Raw genomic sequence first — 13,818 nt, forward strand, 5'->3', positions numbered from 1 at the left:
ATGACTCAAATCGACCGCCTGCTCGGCATCATGAAACGTCTTCGCGACCCGGAAAACGGCTGCCCGTGGGACAAAGAGCAGACTTTTGCCACCATCGCCCCGTATACCCTCGAAGAGACCTATGAAGTGCTGGACGCCATTTCCCGCGAAGATTTTGACGACCTGCGCGGCGAGCTGGGCGATCTGCTCTTCCAGGTCGTGTTCTATGCGCAAATGGCGCAGGAAGAAGGGCGCTTTAACTTTGACGATATCTGCGCTGCCATCAGCGACAAGCTTGAGCGCCGTCATCCCCATATTTTCGGTGATGCCACCGCAGGGAACAGCACCGAAGTGCTGGCCCGCTGGGAGCAAATAAAAAGCGCCGAACGTGCAGAAAAATCCCAACACTCGGCGCTGGATGATATCCCGATGAGCCTGCCCGCGCTGATGCGCGCGCATAAAATTCAGAAACGCTGCTCCACCGTGGGATTTGACTGGAACTCCCTCGGCCCGGTGCTGGATAAAGTGCACGAAGAGATCGACGAAGTGATGCACGAAGCGCAGCAGGCTGTTATTGACGAAGCCAGGCTGGAAGAAGAAATGGGTGATCTGCTGTTCGCCACCGTCAACCTTTCGCGCCATTTGGGTGTAAAAGCGGAAACCGCGCTGCAAAAAGCCAACATAAAATTCGAACGACGCTTTCGCGAAGTTGAGCGGATTGTGGCCTCGCGTGGCCTGGAAATGAGCGGAATTGACCTCGAGGCGATGGAAGAAGTCTGGCAGGAAGTAAAACGCCAGGAATCTGATCTCTAACGAAATTTTGCGATCAAGCGCAATTTGTGTGATTTTTTAAATGACAAGCGCTTGATTTGCGTCAAAAACATTTACCCAAAAGGGGCTATTTTCTCACTCCTTATGTTTGTCATGGCCTGGAATGGAGACGGAGAATGAAAGTTTGTGGCGCTCGCCGTGTTCGGGTATACTACTTTCCCGTCCTGGTTATTCCATCGTTTCACCCTAACTTCTCAGGTTCAGCATGACAACGAACTATATTTTTGTGACCGGCGGGGTCGTATCCTCTCTGGGTAAAGGCATTGCCGCAGCCTCCCTCGCAGCCATTCTTGAAGCCCGTGGCCTCAATGTGACCATGATGAAACTGGATCCGTACATCAACGTCGATCCTGGCACCATGAGCCCAATCCAACACGGGGAAGTGTTCGTTACTGAAGACGGCGCTGAAACCGATCTGGATCTTGGCCACTACGAGCGTTTCATCCGCACCAAAATGACCCGTCGTAACAACTTCACGACTGGCCGCATCTACTCCGACGTTCTGCGTAAAGAGCGCCGTGGTGACTATCTGGGTGCAACCGTTCAGGTTATTCCGCACATCACTAACGCAATCAAAGAACGCATTGTTGCGGGTGGCGAAGGCCACGACGTGGTGCTGGTTGAAATCGGTGGTACCGTGGGTGATATCGAATCCCTGCCATTCCTGGAAGCGATTCGTCAGCTGGCGGTAGATATTGGCCGTGAAAACGCGCTGTTCATGCACCTGACGCTGGTGCCTTACATGGCAGCCGCAGGTGAAGTGAAAACCAAGCCGACTCAGCACTCTGTGAAAGAGCTGCTCTCCATTGGTATTCAGCCAGATATCCTGGTTTGCCGTTCCGATCGCGCCGTTCCGGCGAATGAACGTGCGAAAATTGCATTGTTCTGTAACGTGCCTGAAAAAGCCGTTATTTCAATGAAAGACGTCGATTCCATTTATAAAATCCCGGGCCTGTTGAAATCGCAGGGCCTGGACGATTATATTTGTAAACGATTCAGCTTGAACTGTCCGGAAGCTAACCTGTCTGAATGGGAACAGGTTATTTACGAAGAAGCCAACCCGGCAGGCGAAGTGACTATCGGTATGGTCGGCAAGTACATTGAACTGCCGGACGCCTATAAGTCTGTTATCGAAGCGCTGAAACACGGTGGTCTGAAGAACCGTGTCTCCGTGAACATCAAGCTGATTGATTCACAGGATGTTGAAACGCGTGGCGTTGAAATCCTGAAAGATCTGGATGCTATCCTTATCCCTGGCGGCTTCGGCTACCGTGGTGTAGAAGGCAAGATCGCCACCGCGCGCTATGCGCGTGAAAACAATATTCCATACCTCGGCATCTGCCTGGGTATGCAGGTTGCGCTGATCGAATTTGCGCGCAACGTAGCGGGAATGGAAAACGCGAACTCTACGGAATTTGTGCCAGACTGTAAGTACCCTGTAGTGGCGCTTATCACTGAATGGCGTGACGAAGAAGGTAACGTCGAAGTCCGTACTGAGAAGAGCGATCTGGGTGGTACCATGCGTCTTGGCGCACAGGCCTGCCAGCTTTCTGACGACAGCGTGGTTCGCAAGCTGTACGGCGAGCCGGTCATCACCGAGCGCCATCGTCACCGCTATGAAGTCAACAACATGCTGTTGAAACCTATTGAAGCCGCGGGCCTGCGTGTTGCGGGCCGCTCCGGGGATGATCAGTTAGTCGAGATCATTGAAGTGCCAAACCATCCGTGGTTTGTCGCCTGCCAGTTCCACCCGGAATTTACTTCTACGCCACGTGACGGGCATCCGCTGTTTGCAGGCTTCGTGAAAGCCGCCAGCGACTACCAAAAGCGTCAGGCGAAGTAAAAAAAGTTAGAACGGCAACGCGTACCTTGGGTACGCGTTGTTTGTCTGGAGTTTTAGTTTAACTTGTACTGAGGAAAATCTAATGTCCAAAATCGTTAAAGTCATCGGTCGTGAAATCATCGACTCCCGTGGTAACCCGACCGTTGAAGCCGAAGTTCACCTGGAAGGTGGTTTCGTTGGTATGGCTGCTGCTCCATCAGGTGCTTCTACTGGTTCCCGCGAAGCGCTGGAACTGCGCGATGGCGACAAATCTCGCTTCATGGGCAAAGGCGTACTGAAAGCGGTTGGCGCTGTAAACGGTCCTATTGCTCAGGCAATCCTTGGCAAAGACGCCAAAGACCAGGCTGGCATCGACAAGATCATGATCGATCTGGACGGTACTGAAAACAAATCTAACTTCGGTGCGAACGCAATCCTGGCTGTTTCCCTGGCTAACGCCAAAGCAGCAGCAGCAGCGAAAGGCCAGCCACTGTTCGAGCACATCGCTGAACTGAACGGCACCCCAGGCAAATACTCCATGCCTGTACCGATGATGAACATCATCAACGGTGGTGAGCACGCAGACAACAACGTTGATATTCAGGAATTCATGATTCAGCCAGTTGGCGCGAAATCCCTGAAAGAAGCCGTACGTATGGGTTCTGAAGTGTTCCACAACCTGGCTAAAGTTCTGAAAGCTAAAGGTATGAACACTGCTGTGGGTGACGAAGGTGGCTATGCGCCAAACCTGGGTTCTAACGCAGAAGCACTGGCTGTTATCGCAGAAGCAGTAAAAGCTGCTGGCTACGAGCTGGGCAAAGACATCACCCTGGCGATGGACTGTGCAGCATCTGAATTCTACAAAGACGGTAAATACGTTCTGGCTGGCGAAGGCAACAAAGCGTTCACCTCCGAAGAGTTCACTCACTTCCTGGAAGACCTGACCAAACAGTACCCAATTGTGTCTATCGAAGACGGTCTGGACGAGTCTGACTGGGCTGGCTTCGCATACCAGACTAAAGTACTGGGCGACAAAATCCAGCTGGTTGGTGACGACCTGTTCGTAACCAACACCAAGATCCTGAAAGAAGGCATCGAGAAAGGCATCGTTAACTCCATCCTGATCAAATTCAACCAGATCGGTTCTCTGACCGAAACTCTGGCTGCGATCAAAATGGCGAAAGACGCTGGCTACACCGCTGTTATCTCTCACCGTTCTGGCGAAACTGAAGACGCTACCATTGCCGACCTGGCTGTGGGTACCGCTGCAGGCCAGATCAAAACCGGTTCTATGAGCCGTTCTGACCGTGTTGCTAAATACAACCAGCTGATTCGTATCGAAGAAGCGCTGGGCGAAAAAGCACCATACAACGGTCTGAAAGAGATCAAAGGCCAGGCATAATTGCTTAAGCCTTAAAATGAAAATGCCAGTCATATGACTGGCATTTTTTTTGGCTATTTGAAATCAACAGCCATTTGCTCCGGAATGGTCAGTCCCTGGGTGGTTTGTACGCAGCGGGCGATGTAATCCGTAAACCGGGGAGGTTTTGGCATCCCCATGCTCAGCAGCTTATCGTTGCTGAAGCGCACGTTAAGTGTGGCAAATGCACCGTATAACCGCATGGCTTTCAGCATCAGACGTTCGTTGCACGGGCCAAAAATAGTTTTCAACTCGCGGCGCATTCTGACCAGCGTTTCGTAGCTGACCTGGGCATATTTATCACCGACCGGAGCTTTCTCCAGCGCCTGCGCCATAGCCTGATCGATATCCGCAAAGCGAACGCTGTTCTCTTCACCCGCAGAAATGTGTACCACTTCTCCCGGACGAGTGTTGCTGTTAAGCAGCATTAACATCGCGTCGGCGCAATAGTCCACCGGAACAACGTCAATTCTGTCTTCCATTGAGCACATAAACTTCTGCAGCATCAGGCCCATGCTGAAGACCCAGAAAATACTGCTCGACGGCGTGCAGCCGTGACGGGTATGGCCGACAACGATGGACGGACGAGCGATGAGCAGCGGCAGGTTCGGACACTCCTGGCGCATCAGCTGTTCGATGGTTGACTTCGAAAAAGTATATTCCACCAGGTGCTCAGCATTCTCTCTGAATTCAGCGCTTTCGGCGACCAGGGAATCTTGCTCCGGCGTGCATGACATTGCTGTGCCAACGTGGAGGAAACGCTGTAGCGTTGAAACCTGCTCCATGCGGCGCGCCAGCGCAAGCGTACCTTCTACATTGACCTTCCAGATCAGCGGGTTATTCCCAAATGAGGCGACAGCCGCACAGTTAACGACATGCGTTACCTGGTCCAGACGTGGATCGTTCAGAAAATCTTCAGGCTGGCTGAGATCGCCAATGAGGATGTTATCCACACTCAGAGAGGCCAGTTTGTCCTCGGGAACGTTGAACTTGCGCATGTTCTCCTGCACGCGCTCCAGCCCGCTTTGCGGATCGCCGGCACGCGCAAGCAAAAGGAGTTTTACGGATTGATCGTTAGTCAGGATTTTTTCAAGTACTGCACCGCCCAGAAATCCGGTCACGCCTGTAATCAATAACATTTTCATTAATACCGTCTCATTATGATTGATAAGGCGGATTGTAGGCGTGCAAAAGTAAACGGCATTTAAATAATAAAACGCCGAAACCGACAGCATCTTAAGCTTATTTTAAGGAAAGGAAATCAGGTGGAGTTATTGGACATTGCGGGCAGGATAAAAATTCAATTTATTAATATTTATATTTTAATTTATTGATTTTAAATGATTTTTTAGCATTCCTGTAACTCGGAAACATTAATTCAAAATGTAATAAATATAATACTTTGTTACACCAAACATTTACCAGATAAATGATTTAAACGCCACTTAACTTAAATCAGACGACGTCATCCGCAGGCTATTTTATTTAGCCTGCGAAGTATTTTTAGAGCAACAGGGGAAGTGTGGCACTGGCTGTTTGCTGGCTAACGTCACCGTAATGGCCATCCAGCGCTATCATGGATGTGGTCAGCAACTCAACCAACAGCATGACCCCAACTTTAGCATTGAGCGCGCCTGCGCTCAGTGGCCCCTCAGGTTTGGCGGCAACCAGCTGCATATCGCTCAGGGACGCCAGCGGGCTGCGGGGCGTATTGCTGAGTGCAAGAACCTTAACGCCGCGCTTGCGGGCAAGCTTCACCACGTGGAGCAAATCCCGCGTTGAACCCGAGCTGGAGATAGCCACGACCAGGGTCTCTTGCGAGAGCGTTGTGGCGTTCATGGCTGCGCGGTGCATATCGCTAAACAGCTGTGCGGGTTTGCCCAGCCGCAGCAGCTTGTAGTGCAGATACTCCCCGAGGATCGCGCTGGCCGCGACACCATATATCTGTACGGACTGCGCCTGATGCAGCGCCAGTGCGGCCTTTTCAAGCAGCGTGCGGTCGAGGAGCCTGGCGGTATCCTGCAAAGCCTGCACCGATTCATCCACGACATTATCAATTTCATCCCCCGCCTGACGGGCGGGCTGGCCCTGTTGAATATCCAGCGCAAGCGCCATTTTAAATTCGTTATAGCCCTTGCAGCCCAGCGTGCGGCAAAGACGCGTTACGCTGGCCTCGCTGGTGTGGCTCTCGCGCGCCAGTTCCGTGATTGTCAGGTAGAGCACCCGGGCAGGATCGTTGAGGACAAACTCACCGAGTTTTTGTTGTGTTGGGCTGTACCCGGAAGCCTCCTGGCGGAGCTTCAGCAGCAGGTTTTCATGATCCGACATGCCAGGTCCTTAAAGTATTTCTCTGCGCCTAGTGTGGCGGAAAGCGGGGGAAAGATGCCAGTCATTTTGAAAAAGTATGATCGGCCTCCTGGTTATTGATGATAATTTTCACTATTAAATATTTATGTGGTAAAAATTTTCATCGTTAAGCGAGGGGATAAAAAAATGATGCAAATGTTCAGTGGAGCTTCTTCGGGCGGATGGTTTGAAAAAGCGCAGCGCTTTGGCAAATCCTTTATGTTGCCTATCGCCGTGTTGCCTGCGGCGGGTCTGCTGCTGGGGATAGGCGGCGCGTTATCGAATCCGAATACGCTGACGGCTTATCCATTTTTAGATGTGGGCTGGCTGCAGGCGATTTTCACCATCATGAGCAGCGCAGGTTCAATCGTCTTTGCGAACCTCTCGGTGCTGTTTGCGGTTGGGGTGGCCGTCGGGCTGGCAAAAAGCGATAAGGGCACGGCTGGGCTGGCGGCGTTGCTCGCGTTTCTGGTGATGAATGCCACCATCAACGCGCTGCTGATCCTCACCGGAAAACTGGCGCATGAGAACCCGGGTGCCGTGGGGCAGGGCATGACGCTGGGTATTCAGACGCTGGAAACCGGCGTGTTTGGCGGCGTGGTGATTGGGCTGGTGACCTGCGCGCTCCATCATCGGTTTAATAAAATTGCGCTTCCGCAGTTTCTCGGGTTCTTTGGCGGCTCACGCTTTGTCCCCATTATCAGCTCGCTGGCAGCGATACTCGTCGGGGCCGCAATGACCGTGGTCTGGCCGCATTTCCAGAAACTGATTTTTGGTCTGGGCGGGCTGGTGGATGCCACCGGCTATCTGGGTACTCTGCTGTACGGCTTCATTCTGCGCATGCTGGGCCCGTTTGGTTTGCACCACATCTTCTATCTGCCGTTCTGGACCACCGCGCTCGGCGGCAGTGAGATTGTCAACGGTCACCTTGTTGAGGGCACACAGCGGATCTTCTTCGCCCAACTGGCCGATCCCACCACGCGTCAGTTTTACGAAGGCACGTCACGTTTCATGTCCGGGCGCTTTATTACGATGATGTTTGGCCTGCTCGGCGCGTGTCTGGCGATGTACCACACGGCAAAACCCGAGAATAAAAAACGCGTTGCCGGGCTGCTGCTCTCTGCGGCATTAACCTCGTTCCTGACCGGGATTACCGAGCCCATCGAGTTCTCCTTCCTGTTTATTGCGCCGGTGCTCTACGTCATCCATGCGCTGTTTGACGGGCTGGCATTTATGCTCGCGCACATGCTGCATATCACCATCGGACAAACCTTCTCCGGCGGTTTTATCGACTTCGTGCTGTTCGGCATTTTGCAGGGCGAGGCCAAAACCCACTGGATGTTCGTCCCGCTGGTCGGCGTGCCGTGGTTCTTCCTTTACTACTTCACGTTCCGCTACCTGATTAACCGCTTCGATTTCGCCACGCCGGGCCGTGAAAAGGAGGCGGTGGCTGACGAGGTTACCCTCCCGCAAAGCGAACGTGCCGTGGCGGTGATCGCCGGATTAGGCGGAAAAGACAATCTGGAAGAGGTGGACTGCTGCGCCACGCGTCTTCGCGTCACGGTCAAAGACGGCAGCAAAGTGAATGACGCGGCGCTGAAAGCCACCGGCGCGCGCGGCGTTATCGTGCGCGGTAACGGTGTTCAGGTCATTTATGGCCCGCACGTCACGATTATCAAAAACGAAGTGGAAGAGATCTTATCGTAATGAAAACTGTACTGGATAACCTGAAGGGAAAACTGGTCGTCTCCTGTCAGGCGCTGGAAAACGAACCCTTGCACAGCCCGTTTATTATGTCGCGAATGGCGCTGGCGGCGGCGCAGGGTGGGGCTGCGGCCATTCGCGCCAACAGCGTGGTGGATATCGAGGCCATTAAACAGCAGGTGTCGTTGCCTGTTATCGGCATCATCAAACGGGATTATCCCGGGAGCGAGGTGTTTATCACCGCGACGATGAAAGAAGTGGATGAGCTCATGACCGTCTCTCCGGAGATCGTTGCCCTTGACGCGACGGCGCGGGAACGCCCCGGGGGTGAACCCCTGGGCGGGCTGGTTACGCGCATCCGCTCACGTTATCCCTCGGTACTGCTGATGGCGGACATTTCCTCTGTAGACGAGGCCGAGATGGCGCAGGCGCTGGGTTTTGATTGCATCGGAACCACGCTTTATGGCTATACGGCGGACACCGCGGGCCATTCGCTTCCGGAGAATGACTGTGCGTTCCTGAAGGCGGTGCTGGCAGCCGTTACGGTTCCCGTGGTTGCCGAAGGCAATGTGGATACCCCCGAGCGTGCGGCGAGGTGTCTGGCGCTGGGCGCGCATACGGTTGTTGTCGGCGGTGCGATCACCCGTCCCCAGCAAATTACTGAACGGTTTATGACGGCGATTGGCGCGCAAAGCACCGATGGAGCATGACCATCCGGCGGGGATCTGCGATACTTATCGTTTATCCCCTTTACTGAGATGACTATGCAGTACCCGATTAACGAGATGTTCCAGACCCTGCAAGGCGAGGGTTACTTTACCGGCGTTCCCGCTATCTTTATCCGTTTACAGGGATGCCCGGTTGGCTGTGCCTGGTGTGATACCAAACATACGTGGGATAAGCTCGCAGATCGGGAAGTGTCGCTGTTTAGCATTCTGGCGAAAACCAAAGAGAGCGATAAGTGGGGCGCGGGCAGTTCAGAAGATCTGCTGGCCATTATTGGTCGACAGGGCTGGACGGCGCGCCACGTGGTGATCACCGGCGGTGAACCCTGCATCCACGATCTGACACCGCTGACCGAGCTGCTCGAAAAGAACGGCTACAGCTGCCAGATTGAAACCAGCGGCACCCATGAAGTGCGCTGCTCGCACGCCACCTGGGTGACGGTCTCGCCAAAAGTGAATATGCGCGGCGGATATGATGTGCTGTCTCAGGCACTGGAGCGCGCGGATGAGATCAAGCACCCTGTCGGGCGCGTGCGTGATATCGAAGCGCTGGATGAACTGCTGGCTACGCTTGCGGATGAAAAGCAGCGGGTCATTGCCCTGCAGCCTATCAGTCAGAAAGAGGACGCGACGCGCCTGTGTATTGAAACCTGTATTGCGCGCAACTGGCGCCTGTCGATGCAGACGCACAAATACCTGAATATTGCCTAAAAAAAAGCCCGGTGGCGCTAGCGCTTACCGGGCCTACGGTTCGAAGCTCTTGTAGGCCGGGTAAGCGTCAGCGCCACCCGGCAAGCATCACTCCCCGCGATAGATACAGCCAGCGGTACAGGTCTCTTTGATCATCACCGCGCTCAGCAGCGGTACCAGCGGCTTCATCTGATCCCAAATCCATTTCGCCAGAACTTCGCTGGTCGGGTTTTCAAGGCCCGGGATATCATTCAGGTAGTAATGATCCAGACGATCGTAGGTCGGTTTAAACGCCGCCTTCAGTTCGGCAAAATCCATGATCCAACCGGTATGCGGATCAACTTCACCGGTGATCTCAAGACGCACCATAAACGAATGCCCGTGCAGACGGCCGCATTTATGCCCTTCAGGAACATGCGGAAGGTGGTGGGCGGCTTCGAAGGTGAAATCTTTAAATAGTGTGGTGGACATGATCGCTCTCAGTAATGCGGAAAAAACCGCCGCATAGTACCGGAAAGCACAATTTTTAGCATTAACTAAAACGGCTCTGAAGCCTGGCGTCTCGTTAACAGGCGTTTTTTGTGGTTTTTATTGATAATTTTCAGTGGGTTAATTAATCGGTTTTATCGCTAAGTATGACAACTAAAACAGGTTAGTCCATTTGGTTATTTATTATTTCCATCCCTTCTTTAATTGTTATTATCCTCGCCGTTAACCTTATCTCTAGTTTGGTCTTTTTGCATAAATTCCGCTTTGCTACTGGAACATAACAACGCATGACAACACAGGCCCCACCTTCAAATTTGCTTCCCCTGAACCCGGAGCAACTGGCGCGCCTTCAGGCAGCCACCTCTGATTTTTCTCCCACTCAGCTTGCCTGGGTCTCCGGCTATTTCTGGGGAATGCTCAACCAGCAGCCTGGCGCTGTGGCAGGGGCACCGGCAACGGCCGTTGAAATTCCGGCCATTACCCTTATTTCCGCCTCGCAGACGGGCAATGCCCGCCGCGTGGCCGAGGCGCTGCGTGACGACCTGCTGGCCGCCAAACTGAACGTGAACCTGGTCAACGCCGGGGATTATAAATTTAAGCAAATCGCGTCGGAAAAACTGCTGGTGGTTGTCGCCTCTACCCAGGGTGAAGGTGAACCCGCTGAAGAAGCGGTGGCGCTGCACAAGTTCCTGTTCTCGAAAAAAGCGCCAAAACTGGATGGCACCGCGTTTGCCGTCTTTGGCCTGGGCGATACTTCTTATGAATTCTTCTGCCAGTCCGGTAAAGACTTCGACAGCAAGCTGGCGGAGCTGGGCGCAGAGCGCCTGCTGGACCGCGTTGACGCGGATGTTGAATACCAGCCCGCCGCCGCGGAATGGCGTGCGCGCATCGTTGAGGTGCTGAAAGCCCGCGTGCCGAAAGAGACGCCGGCACAGGCCGCGTTCACCGCGACGGGTGCCGTTAACGACATTCACACCAGTCCGTACACTAAAGAGGCACCCCTGGCCGCGAGCCTGTCGGTGAATCAAAAGATCACCGGCCGCGATTCGGAAAAAGACGTCCGCCATATCGAAATCGATCTCGGCGACTCCGGCCTGCGCTACCAGCCTGGCGATGCGCTGGGGGTCTGGTATCAGAACGATCCGGCGCTGGTGAAAGAGCTGGTTGAGCTGCTGTGGCTGAAAGGCACGGAGCCCGTCACCGTTGACGGGAAAACCCAGCCGCTTTCCGAAGCGCTGCAGTGGCATTTTGAGCTGACGGTGAACACCCCAAATATCGTCGAAAATTATGCCACCTTAACGCGCAGCGAATCCTTGCTGCCGCTGGTAGGCGACAAAGCGAAACTGCATCATTACGCGGCGACCACGCCAATTGTCGATATGGTGCGTTTCTCTCCGGCGCAGCTGGATGCCGACGCGCTGATCGGCCTGCTGCGTCCGCTGGCTCCCCGCCTGTACTCCATCGCCTCTTCCCAGGCAGAGGTGGAAAGCGAAGTGCATATCACCGTGGGCGTAGTGCGTTATGACATCGAAGGCCGCGCCCGCGCGGGTGGGGCATCAAGCTTCCTCGCGGACCGCGTGGAAGAAGAGGGTGAAGTGCGCGTCTTTATTGAGCACAACGACAACTTCCGTCTGCCGACGAACCCGGAAACCCCTGTCATCATGATTGGCCCGGGCACCGGCATTGCGCCGTTCCGCGCCTTTATGCAGCAGCGCGCGGCGGACGAGGCACCGGGTAAAAACTGGCTGTTCTTCGGCAACCCGCACTTTACGGAAGATTTCCTCTACCAGGTTGAGTGGCAGCGCTACGTGAAAGAAGGCGTACTGACCCGCATCGATCTGGCCTGGTCCCGCGACCAGAAAGAAAAAGTATACGTACAAGACAAACTGCGCGAACAGGGCGCAGAGCTGTGGCGCTGGATCAATGACGGTGCCCACATTTATGTCTGCGGCGACGCTAATCGCATGGCGAAAGACGTTGAGCAGACACTGCTGGAAGTGATTGCCGAATTCGGCGGTATGGATGCCGAAACGGCGGATGAATTTTTAAGTGAGCTGCGCGTTGAGCGCCGTTATCAGCGAGATGTCTACTAATGAGCGAAAAACATCCAGGGCCACTGGTGGTCGAAGGTAAACTGACAGACGCCGAGCGCATGAAGCTGGAAAGCAACTACCTGCGCGGCACCATTGCTGAAGATCTGAATGACGGTCTCACCGGCGGTTTCAAAGGCGACAACTTCCTGCTAATCCGTTTCCACGGCATGTATCAGCAGGATGACCGCGACATCCGCGCCGAGCGTGCTGAACAGAAGCTGGAGCCGCGTCATGCGATGCTGCTGCGCTGCCGCCTGCCGGGCGGGGTGATCACCACCAAACAGTGGCAGGCCATCGACAAGTTTGCGGGTGAAAACACGATTTACGGCAGCATCCGTCTGACCAACCGTCAGACCTTCCAGTTCCACGGCATTCTGAAGAAGAACGTGAAGCCGGTGCACCAGATGCTCCACTCCGTCGGGCTGGACGCGCTGGCGACTGCCAACGACATGAACCGTAACGTGCTCTGTACCTCTAACCCGTATGAGTCCGAGCTGCACGCCGAAGCGTATGAGTGGGCGAAGAAGATCTCCGAGCACCTGCTGCCGCGCACCCGCGCCTATGCGGAGATCTGGCTCGATCAGGAAAAAGTTGCCACCACGGACGAAGAGCCGATCCTCGGTCAGACCTATCTGCCGCGTAAGTTCAAAACCACGGTGGTGATCCCGCCGCAGAACGACATCGACCTGCATGCCAACGACATGAACTTCGTGGCGATTGCAGAAAACGGCAAGCTGGTGGGCTTTAACCTGCTGGTGGGCGGCGGCCTGTCCATTGAGCACGGTAACAAGAAAACCTATGCCCGCACTGCGAGCGAGTTCGGCTTCCTGCCGCTGGAGCACACGCTGGCCGTGGCGGAAGCGGTGGTCACCACCCAGCGCGACTGGGGCAACCGTACCGACCGTAAAAACGCGAAAACCAAATACACCCTGGAGCGCGTGGGCGTTGAGACGTTCAAAGAGGAAGTGGAGCGTCGTGCGGGGATCAAATTTGAGCCTGTTCGCCCTTACGAATTCACCGGCCGCGGCGATCGTATTGGCTGGGTCAAAGGCATCGACAATAAATGGCACCTGACGCTGTTTATCGAAAACGGCCGTATCCTGGACTATCCGGGCCGTCCGCTGAAAACCGGTCTGCTGGAAATTGCGAAGATCCATAAAGGCGAGTTCCGCATTACCGCTAACCAGAATCTGATAATTGCCGGCGTGCCTGAGAGCCAGAAGGCGAAGATAGAGAAGCTGGCGCGCGAGCACGGGTTGATGGATGCGGTCAAACCGCAGCGTGAAAACTCGATGGCCTGCGTGTCGTTCCCGACCTGCCCGCTGGCGATGGCTGAAGCGGAACGTTTCCTGCCGTCATTTACTGACAAAGTGGAAGCGATTCTGGAAAAACACGGCATTCCGGACGAGCATATTGTTATGCGCGTCACCGGCTGCCCGAACGGCTGCGGTCGTGCGATGCTGGCCGAGCTGGGGCTGGTGGGTAAAGCGCCGGGTCGCTACAACGTACACCTCGGCGGTAACTGTATGGGGACGCGTATTCCGCGGATGTATCGCGAAAATATCACGGAACCGGAAATTCTCGATTCCATCGACGAGCTTGTCGGGCGCTGGGCGAAAGAGCGCGAAGCGGGTGAAGGCTTCGGCGACTTTACGGTGCGTGCGGGCATCATTCGCCCGGTGCTCGATCCCGCCAGGGATTTCTGGGAGTAACCACGAG

Annotated in this window: 11 protein-coding genes; 8 read left to right on the forward strand and 3 right to left on the reverse strand. The window is 54.6% G+C overall.

Going from position 1 to position 13,818, the window contains the following annotated elements:
• From mazG to eno, 3 genes are all read left to right on the forward strand, one after another.
• Positions 1-792 (forward strand): nucleoside triphosphate pyrophosphohydrolase, encoded by a 792-nt coding sequence (gene mazG / locus E3U32_RS11495; RefSeq protein WP_134348886.1) that lies wholly within the window; start codon positions 1-3, stop codon positions 790-792.
• A 223-nt stretch (positions 793-1,015) separates the two neighbouring features.
• The gene (pyrG, locus tag E3U32_RS11500) at positions 1,016-2,653 is read left to right on the forward strand and encodes a glutamine hydrolyzing CTP synthase (protein ID WP_063144726.1); all 1,638 of its coding nucleotides are present in this window, start codon (positions 1,016-1,018) and stop codon (positions 2,651-2,653) included.
• A gap of 82 nt (positions 2,654-2,735) precedes the next feature.
• Entirely contained in the window at positions 2,736-4,034 is a 1,299-nt protein-coding gene (gene eno, locus E3U32_RS11505; RefSeq protein ID WP_134348887.1) for a phosphopyruvate hydratase, read from the forward strand.
• 53 nt (positions 4,035-4,087) lie between these two features.
• Here eno and E3U32_RS11510 read toward each other — a convergent pair whose 3' ends face one another.
• Together E3U32_RS11510 and E3U32_RS11515 are read right to left on the reverse strand one after the other, a co-directional pair.
• A complete protein-coding gene (locus E3U32_RS11510; protein WP_134348888.1) occupies positions 4,088-5,197 on the reverse strand; it encodes an SDR family oxidoreductase in 1,110 nt (369 codons plus the stop codon).
• 358 nt (positions 5,198-5,555) lie between these two features.
• Complete coding sequence (locus E3U32_RS11515; RefSeq protein WP_134348889.1) at positions 5,556-6,380, reverse strand: MurR/RpiR family transcriptional regulator; 825 nt, start codon at positions 6,378-6,380, stop codon at positions 5,556-5,558.
• Between the two features lie 165 nt (positions 6,381-6,545).
• Between E3U32_RS11515 and E3U32_RS11520 the strand changes: the two genes are divergently transcribed.
• Genes E3U32_RS11520 through queE form a run of 3 tightly spaced genes read left to right on the forward strand, consistent with a single transcriptional unit; the run spans position 6,546 to position 9,538 of the window.
• Positions 6,546-8,105: a PTS transporter subunit EIIC gene (locus E3U32_RS11520; protein ID WP_134348890.1), complete on the forward strand. Its 1,560-nt coding sequence runs from the start codon at positions 6,546-6,548 to the stop codon at positions 8,103-8,105.
• On the forward strand, positions 8,105-8,812 hold the full coding sequence (locus tag E3U32_RS11525; RefSeq protein WP_134348891.1) for an N-acetylmannosamine-6-phosphate 2-epimerase: 708 nt from the start codon (positions 8,105-8,107) through the stop codon (positions 8,810-8,812). The genes E3U32_RS11520 and E3U32_RS11525 overlap by 1 nt, the downstream gene beginning before the upstream one ends.
• 54 nt (positions 8,813-8,866) lie before the next feature.
• The gene (queE, locus tag E3U32_RS11530) at positions 8,867-9,538 is read left to right on the forward strand and encodes a 7-carboxy-7-deazaguanine synthase QueE (protein WP_134348892.1); all 672 of its coding nucleotides are present in this window, start codon (positions 8,867-8,869) and stop codon (positions 9,536-9,538) included.
• 87 nt (positions 9,539-9,625) lie between these two features.
• Here queE and queD read toward each other — a convergent pair whose 3' ends face one another.
• A complete protein-coding gene (queD, locus tag E3U32_RS11535) occupies positions 9,626-9,988 on the reverse strand; it encodes a 6-carboxytetrahydropterin synthase QueD (RefSeq protein ID WP_023309002.1) in 363 nt (120 codons plus the stop codon).
• A gap of 305 nt (positions 9,989-10,293) precedes the next feature.
• Between queD and cysJ the strand changes: the two genes are divergently transcribed.
• On the forward strand, positions 10,294-12,099 hold the full coding sequence (gene cysJ / locus E3U32_RS11540) for an NADPH-dependent assimilatory sulfite reductase flavoprotein subunit (RefSeq protein WP_134348893.1): 1,806 nt from the start codon (positions 10,294-10,296) through the stop codon (positions 12,097-12,099).
• Positions 12,099-13,811 carry an assimilatory sulfite reductase (NADPH) hemoprotein subunit gene (gene cysI, locus E3U32_RS11545; RefSeq protein WP_134348894.1) on the forward strand — a complete coding sequence of 571 codons (1,713 nt, stop codon included), beginning with the start codon at positions 12,099-12,101 and terminating at the stop codon, positions 13,809-13,811. Before cysJ ends, cysI begins: the two co-directional genes overlap by 1 nt.
• The last annotated feature ends 7 nt before the right edge of the window (positions 13,812-13,818 follow it).

It is taken from the genome of Lelliottia nimipressuralis, assembly GCF_004402045.1.
In the GTDB taxonomy this organism is placed as follows: Bacteria; Pseudomonadota; Gammaproteobacteria; order Enterobacterales; family Enterobacteriaceae; genus Enterobacter; species Enterobacter chinensis.